Genomic DNA, 14,389 nt, shown 5'->3' on the forward strand with positions numbered 1-14,389 from the left:
GCGAGCCCCTGAATGTTAACCCCCGGAGCCTTTTGTGTCCTCATTGCCGGTTGCCGCCGTCCTCCCAGAACTGTTATCCGCCCTGCAGCATGCGCCGCAGGTTTTGCTCAACGCGCCGACCGGCGCCGGGAAGTCGACCTGGCTGCCGCTGCAGATCCTCGCTGAGGGTAACATCGCGGGACGCATTATCCTGCTGGAGCCTAGGCGTCTGGCGGCGCGCAATGTCGCGCAGCGGCTGGCTGAACTGCTCGGCGAAAAGCCAGGGGAGACCGTGGGTTACCGCATGCGTGCCGAAACCTGCGTCGGGCCACAGACCCGCCTGGAGGTGGTCACGGAGGGGATCCTGACGCGCATGATCCAGCGCGATCCCGAGCTGACGGGCGTGGGGCTGGTGATCCTCGATGAGTTTCACGAGCGCAGCCTGCAGGCGGATCTGGCGCTGGCCCTGCTGCTTGATGTCCAGCAGGGGTTACGTGACGATCTCAAACTGCTCATCATGTCGGCGACCCTTGATAACGATCGCCTGCAGCGTCTGCTGCCTGAGGCGCCGGTGGTGGTCTCGGAGGGGCGCGCTTATCCGGTGGAGCGTCGCTTCAGCCCGCTCTCCGCGCACCAGCGTTTTGATGAGGCGGTGGCGATAGCGGCGGCGGAGCTCCTGCGGCATGAACAGGGATCGATGCTGCTGTTTCTGCCCGGCGTCGGCGAGATCCAGCGCGTTCAGGAACAGCTGACGGAGCGCGTGGCGGAGGATGTCATCCTCTGCCCGCTGTATGGCGCTTTGCCCCTAAGCGAGCAGCGCAAAGCGATCCTCCCGGCGCCGGCCGGGAAGCGCAAAGTGGTGCTGGCCACCAACATTGCTGAGACCAGTTTAACCATCGAGGGCATCCGCCTGGTGGTCGACACCGCCCAGGAGCGTGTTGCCCGCTTTGACCCGCGCACCGGCCTGACCCGGCTGGTGACGCAGCGCATCAGCCAGGCATCGATGACCCAGCGCGCCGGACGCGCCGGTCGTCTCTCCCCGGGGATCTGCCTGCATTTGCTCGGCAAAGAACAGGCCGAACGAGCGGCGGCGCAGAGCGAACCGGAGATCCTGCACAGCGATCTGTCGGCGCTGTTGCTGGAGCTGCTGCAGTGGGGGTGCCACGATCCGGCCTCGCTGGCCTGGCTGGATCAGCCGCCGGCGGTGAACCTGGCTGCCGCGCGCCGCCTGCTGGAGGCGCTCTCGGCGCTGGACGGCGAGCGGCTGTCGGCGTTTGGCCGCAAAATGGCCACCCTCGGCAACGAGCCCCGGCTGGCGGCGATGCTGGCCGCTGCGCAGACCGATGACGAGGTGGCGACGGCGGCCAGGCTGGCGGCGATCCTTGAGGAGCCGCCGCGCGGCGGGCTGGTGGATTTGGGCGCCGTCTTTTCCCGTCAGCAGGCCAACTGGCAGCAGCGCGCGCAGCAGCTGATGAAGCGTCTGGCCTGCCGCAGCGGCCAGCCCGACGCGGGACGAATGGCTGTGCTCCTGGCGTCGGCCTTCGCCGACCGCATCGCCCGCCGCCGCGGTCAGGAGGGACGCTATCAGCTGGCGAACGGTATGGGCGCGATGCTGGACGCCGACGACGCGCTGGGCCGCCATGAGTGGCTGATCGCTCCGCTGCTGCTGCAGGGCAGCGCCTCACCGGATGCCCGCATGCTGCTGGCTCTGCCGGTGGATATCGGCGAGCTGATCGCCGCCCGTCCCGAGCTGGCGCAGCGTTCCGACACGGTGGAGTGGGATGAAGCGCAGGGGACGCTGAAAGCCTGGCGGCGGACGGTGACGGGCCAGCTGGTGATTAAGACCCAGCCGCTGGCGAAGCCCTCTGAGGCGGAGCTGCATCAGGCGATGCTCAACGGGATTCGTGAGAAAGGCCTCGGTGTGCTCAACTGGACGCCAGAGGCCGAGCAGCTGCGGCTGCGGCTGCAGTGTGCGGCGCAATGGCTGCCGGAAGAGGCGTGGCCCGCGGTGGATGACGCTTCGCTGCTGGCCTCGCTGGAGGCATGGCTGCTGCCGCAGATGAACGGCGTTCACTCGCTGCGGGCGCTGAAGGCGCTGGATCTGCGGCAGGCGCTCCAGGACTGGCTGCCGTGGCCGCTGCGCCAGAAGCTGGATCGCGAGCTGCCGACGCACTATACCGTGCCGACCGGCAGCCGTCTGGCGATCCGTTACCATGCGGAGAACCCGCCGGCGCTGGCGGTGCGTATGCAGGAGATGTTCGGCGAGGCCACGACGCCGGTTATCGCCGAGGGGCGAGTGCCACTGGTGCTGGAGCTGCTGTCGCCCGCTCAGCGTCCGCTGCAGATCACGCGCGATCTCAGCGCCTTCTGGCAGGGGAGCTACCGTGAGGTACAGAAAGAGATGAAGGGACGCTATCCGAAACACGTCTGGCCGGACGATCCGGCCAACGCCGCCCCGACCCGGCGCAGCAAAAAATATTCGTAGCCCCAGGCGCCGGGCGGCATTCTGCCCGGCCAGTCGAACCACTCACGCTAGACCATCTGCTGCCAGAGAAAAACGCCCCCTCCCGCCAGCGCCAGCCAGGGGCCGAAGGCCAGCGGCTGCTGCAGCGACTGCCGGGTCCACAGGCGCTGCAGCAGGGTCCACGTCAGCCCGCTGGCCGAGGCGAACAACAGCACCTGCGGCAGAGCCTGCCAGCCGCACCAGGCGCCCAGCGCCGCCAGCAGCTTAAAATCGCCATAGCCCAGAGCCTCTTTGCCGGTCAGCAGGCGGAACAGCCAATAGACCGACCACAGCGCCAGATAACCAGCCATCGCCCCGGCGACCGCGTCCGGCAGCGCAATGTACACCTCGTTAAGATTGAACAGCAGTCCGGCCCACAGCAGGGGCAGGGTCAGGCGGTCGGGCAGCAGCTGGGTCCGGGCATCAATCCGCGCCAGTATCAGCAGAAAGGAGAGCAGCACCAGGCCGCCCGCCAGCGCCAGTCCCGGTGCGAGCAGCGCCCCGGCGAGGATAAACAGCAGGCCGGTGGTCAGCTCGGTCAGCGGATAGCTCCACGAGATGCGCGCCTGACAGCAGCGGGCGCGACGGCCTAGCCAGAGGAAGCTGAGCAGCGGGATATTGTCCCGCCAGGCTATCGGCTGGCGACACTGCGGACAAGATGAGCCCGGCGTGCTGAGGGTTAGCGGCTCGTCGTCCGCGGTCTGGGCCAGCATGCGCGGCAGACGGTAGATCACCACGTTGTAAAAGCTGCCCAGCGCCAGGCCGAACAGCAGCAGAAAGCCATACCAGATAAGAGGGAAATGCAGCGATAATGCGGCTAATGTCGTCATTTTTGCTCCTTTAATCACCATTTTCCCTGCAGCTGCCACGGCGTCGGGCCCGGGTCGTTTTTGGCCATCGGGCGGGTGACCAGCAGCGCCAGCAGGGGCGGTATCCCCTGCCGGGGCTGTAGCGTACCGTGAAACAGATAGCGGCCATCGGGCGACAGGGTGCCCTCGCCGCTGAGGCTCAGCTGATGAGAATCCTGGCGGATGGCCAGCGCCACGGCGCCGGTCGCCGTACAGCTTAAGGTGCCACTGACCTGGGCTAACTCCAGGCTACCGACCGGAGAGTGCAGCCTGGCCTGACGCCACAGCGCGCGTCCGGCGGTGATTTGCCGACAGCGCCCCTCGCTGAAGTGCGCTTCGGCCAGGCTGAAAGTAACCTCTCCTTCGGCGCTGACGGGCATGGTCGGCGTTAGCCAGCGACCGAGCAGGCTGGCGGGGGCGCTGAGCCGCCCCTCCTGCAGGCGCAGATCGCGGATGCCCCACAGCCGGGCCTGACCCTCCACGCCGCGGGGATCGCTGAGCGCGATCTGCCAGCCAGCCGGGGTAAGCGACCACGTCAGCCGCTCAAGTCGTTCGCCGCGCCAGGAGACCGACTGCGCCGCGCCGCGCCAGATGCTGCCGCTGAGGTTGGCCACCTGTACCTCGGGCGGCAGCATCGGGACTAACAGGCGCGCCGGGGCGGTGGCGGTCAACCACAGCAGATAGAGCGCCAGCAGTAGCCCAACCGCGAACCCGTTAGCTTTCATCGTCGCGCTCCAGCAGCAGATGGTTGACCGTGACCCAGCCCGGCCGCGACGGCTGTGCGGTTACGGATAGCGAGACCGCGTTGACGCCGCGCATCGCCGGGGCGTCCAGCCAGTCCATCAGCGCCTGAAAGGCGCAGGGCTGAAGGGTGACCTGAAGACGTTTTCCCTGCGGCTGCAGACGAACGACTTCCAGCCCGTGGCTCGCCGCCTCGCGCATCACCAGCGCGGTGAGCGCCTCTTTTGCCGCCGGCGCGGGCTGCTGGCTGAGCTGCTGCAGGCGCGGCCCCTGCTGCGTCATCCAGCGCAGGCTGGCCTGTTCTTTCACCAGGGTTTGCCGCCACTGCGCCTCGCGGGCTCGCCAGGGCTGCCACAGCCCGTACCAGAGGGCGCACACCACCAGCAGCCCCGCGAGTCCGAGCAGCAGGCGCTGCTCCGACGGCGTGCGCTGCCGCCACCAGATAAACAGATTAGCCATCGTTTTCCTCCAGCGTCAGTTGTCCTTCAATGCCATCCGGTTTCGTGCTCATGTCGCCTGGCCGGACGCGAAACCGCGGCTGCGCCCGCTGGGTGAACTGCTCCAGCGCCCGGGAAGAGGCCGCGGCGATATCCAGCTGCAGACGGTTGGCCGCGGCATCCCAGCTCAGCGCCCGCAGGCGGATCCCCGGCGTGTCGCTGATGATGTTCTGCAACGCGCTGAGGCGGTCGACGAGGGGGGCATGCTGCGCCTGACGGGCGAGGGTTTGCAGATGCTGCTGCATCTGCAGTCGCGGGTTAATCACCTTTTTCTCCGTAGGAAACCAGCGATGATAGTAGGCCCGGCTGGCCTGCTGGGCCGCCTCGGCCTGGCGCGCCAGATCGCGATGATCCAGAACGCTATTCACCGCCGCCAGCAGCGCCAGGGCCAGCGCGGCATACCGAGCCGGACGCCAGCTCCCCTGCGCAGGCTGCCGACGGCGGATGGCAAACTCTCCCTGCAGCAGGCTGAGCTTCTGCGCCGCCGGATGATTTGCGGCGAGGGAGAGCAGCGTCTGCGCAGGCTGCGCGCGCCACGCTCCCGGCGCCGCGGGCGGCGGCGAATAGCTGTCGATGACGTGCTCTTCCGCCTCGCCCTGCAGCAGCTCCGCCAGCCAGGAACTTTCCGCCGCCATGCCGCTCCATGGCTGGTGGCGGATCAGCCACTGCTCGTCCACCTGGACCGCGCTCCACGCCGGCGGTTGCCAGGGCAGGGCCAGCACATCGGGCGTCAACGCCAGGGGCCGTAGGGAGAGCGACTCGCAGCGCGCCAGCCAGTCGCGCATTTTTTGCCGCTGCACGGCGACGATCTCGCACTGGGCCTGCTGGCGGTGGAGCAGGGCAAAATGGGTGGCTTCCACATCGTCGGCCAGCTGCTCTTCCAACAGGAACGGGGCCACCTGCAGCGGCGGTTTACGCAGGCCCGCCGGCAGGCTGAGGGGGTGAAACGCGCAGTCGCTGGCCGGGATCAGCACCCAGGCCGGGTAATGCGCCGCCAGCGCCGGGAAAGGGCTGGCGTCGTCAGCCGGCCACCGGCCGCTGGCTTCGTGATGCGGATCGCCGGGGGCGAAGAGTTGCCAGTGCAGCGGCGCCTGCCCGGGGGCGAAGCGCACGATCAGCATGGCCTGGGGGGAAGCGTTAAACTTATTCATCAACCACCATAGAAAGTCCGTATCGCCGCTGGACGACGGTAAAGGCGCGCCCCTCCTGTTGCAGGACGCTGTGCAGCTGAAAGCGAAGGTTGCCGGTCACCACGGTGAAGGCGGCGATAAAGCGTGTGCTGCGCACCGTCAGCCAGGGGCGGGCGAGCGTGGTATCGGTTTTCTGCAGCGTAGGCTGCGCGAGAAACGCGGCGACGCTGCTCCATCCGGTTCGCGGGCGGTTGTGCAACAGCTGTTGCGCCTCCTGCAGCGTCAGATCGCCGGGAAAGAGGGCCACCAGCAGGGCGGCCTGTGAGGGCCGCAGGGTGTTGACATTGACCTGCAGCGCGTCATCCGGCTGGACGCAGACGAAGGGGAGCAGGCGCTGATAGAGCGCGGCGTCCATACCGGCCAGCAGGCGCAGCTCGCTGACATCCTGCATCGGCTGGTTGGCGGCGAGATAGCCCGGGGTTTGTGCCATATAAACCTCGTCCTCCGCCCCGTTCAGTCGCGGCTGGCCGTCGCTGTCCGTCCAGTCGCCGAGGGCGGCGGCGATCTGGCTGGCGCGCAGCGGCGATTCGCCGAGCAGCGCCAGCAGCCGGACGAAGACGTCGGTCGGGTAGGGCGTTTCGCCGCTGGTCTCATCCGCGCGATGGTTGATGGCATTGAGGTTAAAGCAGGCGTGCCCGTCGCGGATCGTGGCGAGGATTTCGCCCTCGTCGAGGGTAAAGCGGCGTCCCTCCTGCGCCCAGGTTTGCGCCAGGTTCGTTTGACTGGGCGAGTCCAGCGCGTCGCGTTGCAGCAGCGCGGCGGCCATGTTTTCCGCCGCCAGGGCGTACCATCTGGCCTGCAGATTATCGAGGGTCACGGCGGTGTGTTGATACATGACCGAGGTGCGTTCGGTCATGGCGCTGGCGAGGATCATCATCAGGGCGAGGATGAACAGCACCATCAGGAGCGCGACGCCGCGTTGCCGATTTTTCACTGGCCGCCCCCCGGGGTAAGTAAAAACAGGCGGGTTATCTCCCCGCTGTTCGCCAGGATCAGGGTGATCTCCAGCCCCTGCGGCAGCGTCTGAGGGCGGTCCCAGGTCTCCTGCCAGCGCCCGTCGGCATAAAACCGCAGGCGAAACGCCGTCACCCCGCGCAGCAGCACCCGGACCGTCGGCTGGCTGCCGGTCAGCGGATCCTGCTGATCGAAGCTCAGCCGTTCAAGCTGCTGCTGGCGCAGGCGGTAGCTGACGTTCTGGATCTCCGAGCGCGGGAGGATCCCCAGCGGATTCGACCAGCCGCTGCGGCTGAAGGCCAGCCCCCAGTCATCGCTCTGCAACTGAAAACGTCCGGCAAAGAAAAGCGTGTCGCTGTTTCTGGCGCGACGGGGAATGATGTGCGTGACATCGTCGGCTATCTGGCGAAAAGCGCGCTGGAGGGCGGCGATCTGCTGGCTCTTCTCGCGGGTGAGGCCATCGGCGCGGATGACGTTCTGCAGCACCATCACGGCGGCGGCGCTGAGGACGGCGAGGATAGCCAGCGCCAGCAGCGTTTCAATCAGGGTGAAACCGCGCATTTTCGTTATCATGGCGGCGTCACCCAGGTGCGCAGAGTCGCCAGCGGCGCGGGATCGCTTTTTTGCCGCCGGACCTCCACGTCCAGCGCCCGCAGCTGCGGCAGCGCGGTTTCCACCCCCTGCCAGCGGACGAACCAGCGCGTCCCGGCGGCCTCCACGGTGGTTTCAGACCAGCTGAGGGCAGGCCAGCGTTTCTCCAGCCGCAGCTGCACCAGCTGATTATCCGCCAGCCAGCTGGCGAGGATTTTCTCTTCCATACGCCCGAGCTGCCGCGTCTGCTGCAGGGTGGATTGCATCACCGCCAGGCCGGCGAGGGCGAAAATCACCAGCGCGACCATCACTTCGATAAGCGTCATTCCGCTCTCGCGTTTCATGGCTGCTCCCGCGCCGCCAGCGGCTGACTGTCGCCCTGGGCGTCGATGTTGATGCCCGTCGCGGCGTCAATCCGCAGCTGAAACGGGGTGACTTCGCCGCCGGGAAAGATGATCACGTCGGGCTGCTCGCCCGGCGTCCACGCCTGGCCGTTGGGAAAGCGCAGCGTCAGCCTGGCCCGCGGGAGGGTTTCCGCCGTGGTGGCGCGCCCGGCCTGCAGCGGCAGCCACTGCGCGTTGCCCCAGCGGTCGTCAGCCGCCGCCGGGGCGCCTTCGTCGGCAGGCTGCAGGCGCATAAACTGCCAGCGGTCAGGGTGGATAACGATCCCGAAGAGCTGGCCGGTTTGCTGCCCGCGCTCGCGGACAAAATCCAGCTGCGCCTGAAAGCGCGCCAGGATCTGCGTGGCCTCCTGGGTGCGGGCGGAGGGAAACGCCAGCAGCACCATGCTGGCGCTGACGCCGATCAACAGCAGGACCAGCATCATTTCCAGGAGGGTGAAACCGCGCTGAGACACTATTTCTTCCCGAGGGTCCAGTTGCCGATGTCGTCATTGGTGTCGGGCATCCCGTCCGGGCCGACGCTGAAGACGTCGATGGCGCCATGCTGACCGGGGCTTAACAGCTGATACTCATTTCCCCATGGGTCCTGCGGCAGGCGGCGGATATAGCCGCCTTCCGGGTAGTTGCGGGCATGCGGCTCGACGGCCGGGGCGGTCACCAGCGCTTGCAGACCCTGTTCGGTATTCGGGTAGCGGCTGTTGTCCAGCTTATACATGTCCAGCGCCCCCTCGAGCGCCACCAGATCGCTGACCACCTTCTGGCGGTCCGCTTTCTCCTTGTTGCCCATCAGGTTAGGTACCACCAGGCTGGCGAGGATACCGAGAATGACGATCACCACCATAATTTCCAGTAACGTGAAGCCGCGTTGCCGTTGCATAGTTTTCTCCATTAATACAGTCACATACTCATAAGGGTATTCAGTTGCAGGATCGGCTGCAGGATGGCCAGCACGATAAACAGCACCATGCCGGCCATGGTGACCACCAGCAGGGGTTCAAACAGGCTGAGGGACATCTGGATCTGCGCGCTCAGTTCCCGGTCCTGGTTCTCCGCCGCGCGCTCCAGCATGGCGGTCAGCTCACCGCTCTGTTCGCCGCTGGCGATCATGTAGCGCATCATCGGCGGAAACAGCGCCGTGGCCTCCAGCGCGCGATGCAGGCTGACGCCTTCGCGCACCGACTCGCTGGCGGTCTCCAGCTGGCTGCGCGCCCAGGTATTGCTGAGAACGCCCGCGCTGATGCGCATCGACAGCAGCAGCGGCACCGCGCTGGCGTTGAGAATGCTTAAGGTGCGGGCGTAGCGCGCGCTGTTGACGCTGCGCGTCACGCGGCCGATGACCGGCAGGCGCAGCAGCGCCCGGTCCCAGGCGAGCCGCCGGGCAGGCTGGCGCAGCAGATAGCGCAGCCCCAACAGCGCCAGTAACGACAGCAGCACCAGCCAGGGGCCCGCGCTGCGCACCATGTCGCTCAGGCTCATCAGCAGCCGGGTAGAGAAGGGCAGGGCCTGTTTAAGATGGACAAACTGCTCGACGACTTTCGGCACCACGGTGGAGAGCAGAATGGCGATCACGCTGATGGCGACCAGCGTCAGCACGATGGGGTAGATCATCGCCTGCAGCAGGCGGGCGCGAAGCTGCTGGCGCTGCTCGGTATAGTCCGCCAGCCGATTCAGCACGCCGTCGAGATGGCCGGAGGTTTCGCCAGCCGCCACCATGGCGCAGAACAGGCCGTCGAAGCAGGCGGGATAGCCGCGCATCGCCTCCGCCAGCGAATGGCCTTCGAGCACTTTGCTCCGCACCCCGGCCATTAACGTTCTCAGCGGCGCCTTTTCGCACTGCTGGGCGACGGCATCGAGCGCTTTCTCCAGCGGAATGCCGGCGGCGACCAGGGTGGCCAGCTGGCGAGTGAGCAGGGCTAAATCACCGGCGCTGGTGCGCCGGGTAAGGAGCCCGCCGCGCCACAGCCGGCTCGCCGGGTCGGCGGCGGCCACTTCCAGCGCCAGCCAGCCTTTGTCCCGCAGCAGCTGGCGGGCGTGGCGGGCGGAGTCGGCCTGTTGAACGCCACGGCGGGTTTTGCCCTGCGCGTCCAGCGCCTGATAGCGAAACAGGGCCATCTCAGACGCTGTCCGCCGTTTGCTGTTCGGTGACCCGCATCACCTCCTCCCAGCTGGTGATCCCCGCCAGCGCTTTATCGCGCCCGGCATGGCGCAGGGTCTGCCAGGCCGGCCCCAGCTGCTGGATCAGGGTGATCTCATTTTCGCCGCGGTGGATGGCAGCGCGGACGCGGTCGTCGATCGGCAGCAGCTCGTGAATGCCGGTGCGTCCGCGATAGCCGGTGAAATTACACCGGGCGCAGCCTTTTGGCCGCCACAGCGGCGTGCCGGTCGGGACCGCCATCTGCCGGGCGGCGTCAGCATCCGCCTGCGTGGGCTGACGGCAGTGCGGGCACAGTTGGCGCACCAGCCGCTGCGACATCACCGCCAGCAGCGACGTGGAGAGTAAAAAAGGCTCCACGCCCATATCCTGCAGACGGGAAATAGCGCCCAGCGCGCTGTTGGTGTGCAGGGTCGACAGCACCAGGTGTCCGGTCAGCGAGGCCTGAACGGCGATCTGGGCGGTTTCGCCATCGCGGATTTCGCCCACCAGCACCACGTCCGGATCCTGGCGCAGGATGGCTCGCAGGCCGCGGGCGAAGGTCATCTCGACTTTGGCGTTGACCTGGGTCTGGCCGATGCCCTCCAGCTCATATTCCACCGGATCTTCAATGGTCATGATGTTGCGCTCCCGGGCGTCGAGGCGGCTGAGAGCGGCGTAGAGCGTCGTGCTTTTCCCGGATCCGGTCGGCCCGGTGACCAGAATGATGCCGTGTGGCCGGGCGATCAGCGCGTCGACCTGGTCGAGCAGGGCGGGGGGCATGCCCAGCGTCAGCAGATCCAGGTTGACGCTGTTTTTATCCAGCAGGCGCAGCACCACGCGTTCCCCATGGCTGGAGGGCAGGGTGGAGACGCGCACGTCTATCGCCCGCCCGCCGATGCGCAGCGCCATACGGCCATCCTGGGGAACCCGTTTTTCCGCAATGTCCAGGCTCGCCATCACCTTGATACGCGAAATTAACAGCGCGGCCAGCCGCCGCTGCGGGCGGAGAATTTCCCGCAGCACGCCGTCGACGCGAAAGCGGATCTGCAGATGGCGCTCATAGGTTTCGATATGGATATCGGAGGCTTTCTCTTTGATAGCCTCGGTGAGCATGGCGTTGATCAGACGGATAATCGGTGCATCGTCCTCGCTGTCGAGCAGATCGTCGGTATCCGGCAGCTCTTCGGCGAGGGTATAGAGGTCAAGCTCATTGCCGATGTCGGCCATCATCCGGTGCGCTTCCGCCGAGTCGCGCTGATAGCTGAGCACCAGCGCTTTCTCGAACGCGTCCGGCGCCAGACGGCTGACGCTCATCGGCCCGTCCGCCAGGCGGCGCGCTTCCAGCAGCGCCCGGGCGGCGGTGTCCGCGCGGCACAGCGCTTCGCAGCGTTCGCCGTCGCTCAGCAGCACCAGATGGTGCGCGCGGGCCCAGGCGAAGGGCAGCAGCGGACGGCGTTCGGCGGCTGGCGTCATAGGCGGCCTCCGAGGTTAAAAGCGTCAATGGCGGCGCTGACCTGGCGGAAGGCCTGGGTCTCCTGCTGCGGGTAGATGTGCAACAGATCGTTGCTGAGCGATGCTTCGCTGCTCTCTTTGCCCCGCTGTTTGGTTTGCGCATCGTTGAAGGCGGTGTACTGGCCGGAAGAGGCCTGGCGGTACTCATCGCGGTCGCGAATAATGGTCGGGCGGATAAACAGCATTAGGTTGCGCTTCGACACTTTCTTGCTGTCGGAGCGGAACAGCGCGCCGATCACCGGGATGTCGCCGAGCAGCGGCACTTTGTCGGCGGTATCGGTGACGCTTTTATCCAGCAGCCCGCCAACCACCACCGTTTCGCCGCTGCCGACCAGCACGGCGTTATTCACCGTCCGGGTATTAAAGGTCGCTCCGAGATCGCTGCTGGTGCTGGAGGCCGAATCGGCGACGCTCGATACTTCCTGCTCAATCTCCAGCAGCACGGCATCGCCTTCGTTAATCTGCGGCTTCACCTTCAGCTTAATGCCCACGGTTTTGCGCTCGACGGTATTAAAGATGTTGTCGCCGGAGGTGGTTTGCGAGCCGGTTAACACCGGGACTTCCTGGCCGACGTTGAAGGTGGCTTGCATATTGTCGAGGGTGACGATGCTGGGGGTGGCCAGAATATCGTTCTTGGTACTGCTGGAGAGGGCGGTCAGCAGCATCGCCCAGTTCCCCTGATAGAAACCGGCGGCGATACCGTTAAACGAGCCGAGGGCGCTGGCCAGCGAGCTGCTGATGGTGCCGTCTTTGTTGTACTGGTTGGCGCCGGCGATAACGCTGGATATCGGCAAACCGCTGTTGGTGAACTGGGTCATGCCGGCGTTTTTATTGGCCCACTGGATACCGAGATTGAGGCCGTCGGCATCCTGCACTTCGGCGATAATCGCCTCCACCAGCACCTGCGGGCGGCGGATATCCAGCTGGGCGATCACTCGCTCCAGATCGTTCATCACGTCCGGCGCGGCGGTGACGATCAGGGCGTTGGTCTGGCCGTGGGCTTTGATAATGATATTTTTATCGATCGCGGCCACCGGTTTGGCGCTTTGCTTATCGTTCTGCAACGAGCTGCTGATCCCGGTCAGGACCTCCACCAGATCGGCGGCTTTGGCGTACTTCAGGTAGATCACTTTGGTGTTGCCCTGCACCGCCTGCTGGCGGTCGAGCTGTTTGATCATGGCGATAATGCGTTGGCGCGAGTTTGGCTCGCCGCTCACCAGCACCGCGTTGGTACGCTCATCGGCCACCACGTTCGCCACCATCGATCCCGGCAGCGCCGATTTGCTGGTGTCTTTATTGAGTTCGGTAACCAGTTTGACCACCTCCGCGGCGGAGGCCCAGGAGAGAGGCACGGTCACCACGCTGCGATCCCCGGCGTTGTCGACGCGTTCGACAATAGTCAGCAGGCGTTTGATCACCGCCGCGCGGCCGGTCATCAGCAGGACGTTGGAGGGTTCATAATGGACCACGCTGCCGGCGCCAGCGTTATCATTCAGCTGGCGGAGCAGCGGCGCGAGATCGCGGGCGGCGACGTTGGTCAGGGGCACCACCCGGGTGACGACCTCATCGCCTTCGCCCGGCGCGGCCTCGCTGGCGACCGGAACGGCCGAGGTCTTGGCGTCTTTAGCGCGGACCACCTTCAGCACGCCGTTATTCATATTAATCACGGCGAAGCCATATACATCCAGCACGCTGAGGAAGAATTGATAATATTGCTCTTCATTGAGCATATCGTAACTGCGCACGGTGATAGTGCCGCGTACGCTGGGATCGATAATCACCGTTTTATTCAGGTTTTTGCTGACGGTATTGATAAATTCCTGGATATCGGTGCCTTTAAAACTGGCGGAAAATTCCTCCGCGGCGGCCGGGGGAAATAGCAGCGGGGTTAATATCAGCAGCGCAGGTAGCATTTTTCGCAGGCGTTTCATGGTTGGCAATTATTCATCCCCCAGGGCGAAAGCAATATCGTGTCGTTGGCCTTCCCGCTCAACGGTTAGCGTTATTTCGGTCATGTCGGCCAAATTCTGCAGCGCCTGTTGCGCTTGTTCCTGATCGCGTAAATCGATGCCATTTAAGGCAATCGCCAAATCATTTGCCTGTAGGCCGGCCTGGCGAAACAGCGAGGGGTCTTTGCCAGGATTAAGTCGATAGCCCTGCAGTTTGTCGCCGCTGAGTACCGGCGAAATCGTTAAATACGTGAGGATATTTTGCGGCTGCTCGCGGAGTCGCTTCATCAGGGGCGGACGGGGCGCGGCGGCGGGCGATGACGACGGCGCGCGGGTATCGTTAAATAATAAAATGGCCTCCTGGCGCCCCTGATAGTTGACGATGATCCGGTCTGGCAGGATGGCAGCGATCTGCGCATCGTACCCCGGGGTGGTATCGCCGACGCTAAGGCTAACCTGCTGATTTCCCTTTTCAATAATCGCGATGGATCGGGCCGGGTTGCTGCTGGCTAGCAGCCCGGCCAGGCGTAGCTTCAGGCTGGAAACCGGCACCTGATTGAGGCTGGTGGCCACCGCTGGCGCGGGGGGGTTTTTAGCCGCCAGGCCAAACAGGGTAAATGCGGGCCGCACATTTTTTAATTCCGGATCTGCCGCCGGAGGCATGGTTAACGGTAGGGCGGAAATATCCTCAGGACTCACAGGGAATACCACCCACCAGGTTAATTTCGCCAGCTGCGGAATGGCGGTTATTAATATGATGAGCGTCACAATTTGGGGTAATAATTTAATTATCCCTTTATTTATATTTGTTAACCCCATCACAGAAACTGGCATTTTAATTCCTTTGCTAATTTATTTTTCTGCACGCTGGCGTAATACCCTACCGAAACAGGTAGGTGATTATTGGCTTTTGAATGAATTATTGCCGGAGAGTGGCGATAAGCGTGGCGAATCATAATCAGTTTGCGGTTTGCGGTCGTCATTCCCTTTATTCATTTACTCCCCCGGCTTCCTACGCCCCCCTCTCATTTGTGGGGGATGATTGCGCCTGGGAAAGCAAAAATATCTAATTAGCGCGCTGTAAAGATAT

15 protein-coding genes are annotated in these 14,389 nt (G+C 64.8%); 1 reads left to right on the forward strand and 14 read right to left on the reverse strand.

The window, feature by feature from the left end:
- Nucleotides 1–34: 34 nt before the first annotated feature.
- A complete protein-coding gene (gene hrpB / locus ABLU73_RS19945) occupies nt 35–2,464 on the forward strand; it encodes an ATP-dependent helicase HrpB (protein WP_348850399.1) in 2,430 nt (809 codons plus the stop codon).
- A 47-nt stretch (nt 2,465–2,511) separates the two neighbouring features.
- Here the strand turns inward: hrpB and ABLU73_RS19950 are convergent, their stop codons facing one another.
- The 14 genes from ABLU73_RS19950 to ABLU73_RS20015 are packed head-to-tail and all read right to left on the reverse strand — an operon-like array spanning nt 2,512 to nt 14,255.
- Nucleotides 2,512–3,312, reverse strand: a complete 801-nt coding sequence (locus ABLU73_RS19950) for an A24 family peptidase (RefSeq protein ID WP_023319753.1) — start codon at nt 3,310–3,312, stop codon at nt 2,512–2,514.
- 14 nt (nt 3,313–3,326) lie between these two features.
- On the reverse strand, nt 3,327–4,055 hold the full coding sequence (locus tag ABLU73_RS19955) for a type II secretion system protein N (RefSeq protein WP_048323012.1): 729 nt from the start codon (nt 4,053–4,055) through the stop codon (nt 3,327–3,329).
- Entirely contained in the window at nt 4,045–4,530 is a 486-nt protein-coding gene (locus tag ABLU73_RS19960) for a type II secretion system protein M (protein WP_004204409.1), read from the reverse strand. The genes ABLU73_RS19955 and ABLU73_RS19960 overlap by 11 nt, the downstream gene beginning before the upstream one ends.
- Nucleotides 4,523–5,719 carry a type II secretion system protein GspL gene (gene gspL / locus ABLU73_RS19965; protein WP_264923614.1) on the reverse strand — a complete coding sequence of 399 codons (1,197 nt, stop codon included), beginning with the start codon at nt 5,717–5,719 and terminating at the stop codon, nt 4,523–4,525. Before gspL ends, ABLU73_RS19960 begins: the two co-directional genes overlap by 8 nt.
- The gene (gspK, locus tag ABLU73_RS19970) at nt 5,712–6,692 is read right to left on the reverse strand and encodes a type II secretion system minor pseudopilin GspK (protein WP_077259420.1); all 981 of its coding nucleotides are present in this window, start codon (nt 6,690–6,692) and stop codon (nt 5,712–5,714) included. The genes gspL and gspK overlap by 8 nt, the downstream gene beginning before the upstream one ends.
- Nucleotides 6,689–7,285 (reverse strand): type II secretion system minor pseudopilin GspJ, encoded by a 597-nt coding sequence (gene gspJ, locus ABLU73_RS19975; protein WP_114506277.1) that lies wholly within the window; start codon nt 7,283–7,285, stop codon nt 6,689–6,691. Before gspJ ends, gspK begins: the two co-directional genes overlap by 4 nt.
- Nucleotides 7,282–7,647, reverse strand: a complete 366-nt coding sequence (gene gspI / locus ABLU73_RS19980) for a type II secretion system minor pseudopilin GspI (RefSeq protein WP_004204415.1) — start codon at nt 7,645–7,647, stop codon at nt 7,282–7,284. Before gspI ends, gspJ begins: the two co-directional genes overlap by 4 nt.
- Entirely contained in the window at nt 7,644–8,159 is a 516-nt protein-coding gene (gene gspH / locus ABLU73_RS19985) for a type II secretion system minor pseudopilin GspH (protein WP_004204416.1), read from the reverse strand. The genes gspI and gspH overlap by 4 nt, the downstream gene beginning before the upstream one ends.
- A complete protein-coding gene (gspG, locus tag ABLU73_RS19990) occupies nt 8,159–8,581 on the reverse strand; it encodes a type II secretion system major pseudopilin GspG (protein ID WP_004204417.1) in 423 nt (140 codons plus the stop codon). The genes gspH and gspG overlap by 1 nt, the downstream gene beginning before the upstream one ends.
- Before the next feature lie 20 nt (nt 8,582–8,601).
- Complete coding sequence (gene gspF, locus ABLU73_RS19995) at nt 8,602–9,816, reverse strand: type II secretion system inner membrane protein GspF (protein ID WP_053810750.1); 1,215 nt, start codon at nt 9,814–9,816, stop codon at nt 8,602–8,604.
- 1 nt (nt 9,817) lies between these two features.
- Entirely contained in the window at nt 9,818–11,311 is a 1,494-nt protein-coding gene (gene gspE / locus ABLU73_RS20000) for a type II secretion system ATPase GspE (protein ID WP_264923613.1), read from the reverse strand.
- Nucleotides 11,308–13,281: a GspD family T2SS secretin variant PulD gene (pulD, locus tag ABLU73_RS20005; protein WP_264923645.1), complete on the reverse strand. Its 1,974-nt coding sequence runs from the start codon at nt 13,279–13,281 to the stop codon at nt 11,308–11,310. Before pulD ends, gspE begins: the two co-directional genes overlap by 4 nt.
- 9 nt (nt 13,282–13,290) lie before the next feature.
- Nucleotides 13,291–14,133 carry a type II secretion system protein GspC gene (gspC, locus tag ABLU73_RS20010; protein ID WP_264923612.1) on the reverse strand — a complete coding sequence of 281 codons (843 nt, stop codon included), beginning with the start codon at nt 14,131–14,133 and terminating at the stop codon, nt 13,291–13,293.
- Nucleotides 14,118–14,255 (reverse strand): hypothetical protein, encoded by a 138-nt coding sequence (locus tag ABLU73_RS20015; protein ID WP_032426032.1) that lies wholly within the window; start codon nt 14,253–14,255, stop codon nt 14,118–14,120. The genes gspC and ABLU73_RS20015 overlap by 16 nt, the downstream gene beginning before the upstream one ends.
- Nucleotides 14,256–14,389: the final 134 nt, after the last annotated feature.

It is taken from the genome of Klebsiella sp. GG_Kp175, assembly GCF_040062325.1.
Lineage (GTDB): Bacteria > Pseudomonadota > Gammaproteobacteria > Enterobacterales > Enterobacteriaceae > Klebsiella > Klebsiella quasipneumoniae.

Excerpts from the sequence above, each read along its gene's own strand:
- ABLU73_RS19950 (WP_023319753.1), bottom strand. The coding sequence starts at position 3,312 with ATGACGACATTAGCCGCATTATCGCTGCATTTCCCTCTTATCTGGTAT.
- ABLU73_RS19955 (WP_048323012.1), bottom strand. The coding sequence starts at position 4,055 with ATGAAAGCTAACGGGTTCGCGGTTGGGCTACTGCTGGCGCTCTATCTG.
- ABLU73_RS19960 (WP_004204409.1), bottom strand. The coding sequence starts at position 4,530 with ATGGCTAATCTGTTTATCTGGTGGCGGCAGCGCACGCCGTCGGAGCAG.
- gspL (WP_264923614.1), bottom strand. The coding sequence starts at position 5,719 with ATGAATAAGTTTAACGCTTCCCCCCAGGCCATGCTGATCGTGCGCTTC.
- gspJ (WP_114506277.1), bottom strand. The coding sequence starts at position 7,285 with ATGATAACGAAAATGCGCGGTTTCACCCTGATTGAAACGCTGCTGGCG.
- gspI (WP_004204415.1), bottom strand. The coding sequence starts at position 7,647 with ATGAAACGCGAGAGCGGAATGACGCTTATCGAAGTGATGGTCGCGCTG.
- gspG (WP_004204417.1), bottom strand. The coding sequence starts at position 8,581 with ATGCAACGGCAACGCGGCTTCACGTTACTGGAAATTATGGTGGTGATC.
- gspF (WP_053810750.1), bottom strand. The coding sequence starts at position 9,816 with ATGGCCCTGTTTCGCTATCAGGCGCTGGACGCGCAGGGCAAAACCCGC.
- gspE (WP_264923613.1), bottom strand. The coding sequence starts at position 11,311 with ATGACGCCAGCCGCCGAACGCCGTCCGCTGCTGCCCTTCGCCTGGGCC.
- pulD (WP_264923645.1), bottom strand. The coding sequence starts at position 13,281 with ATGAAACGCCTGCGAAAAATGCTACCTGCGCTGCTGATATTAACCCCG.
- gspC (WP_264923612.1), bottom strand. The coding sequence starts at position 14,133 with ATGCCAGTTTCTGTGATGGGGTTAACAAATATAAATAAAGGGATAATT.
- ABLU73_RS20015 (WP_032426032.1), bottom strand. The coding sequence starts at position 14,255 with ATGATTCGCCACGCTTATCGCCACTCTCCGGCAATAATTCATTCAAAA.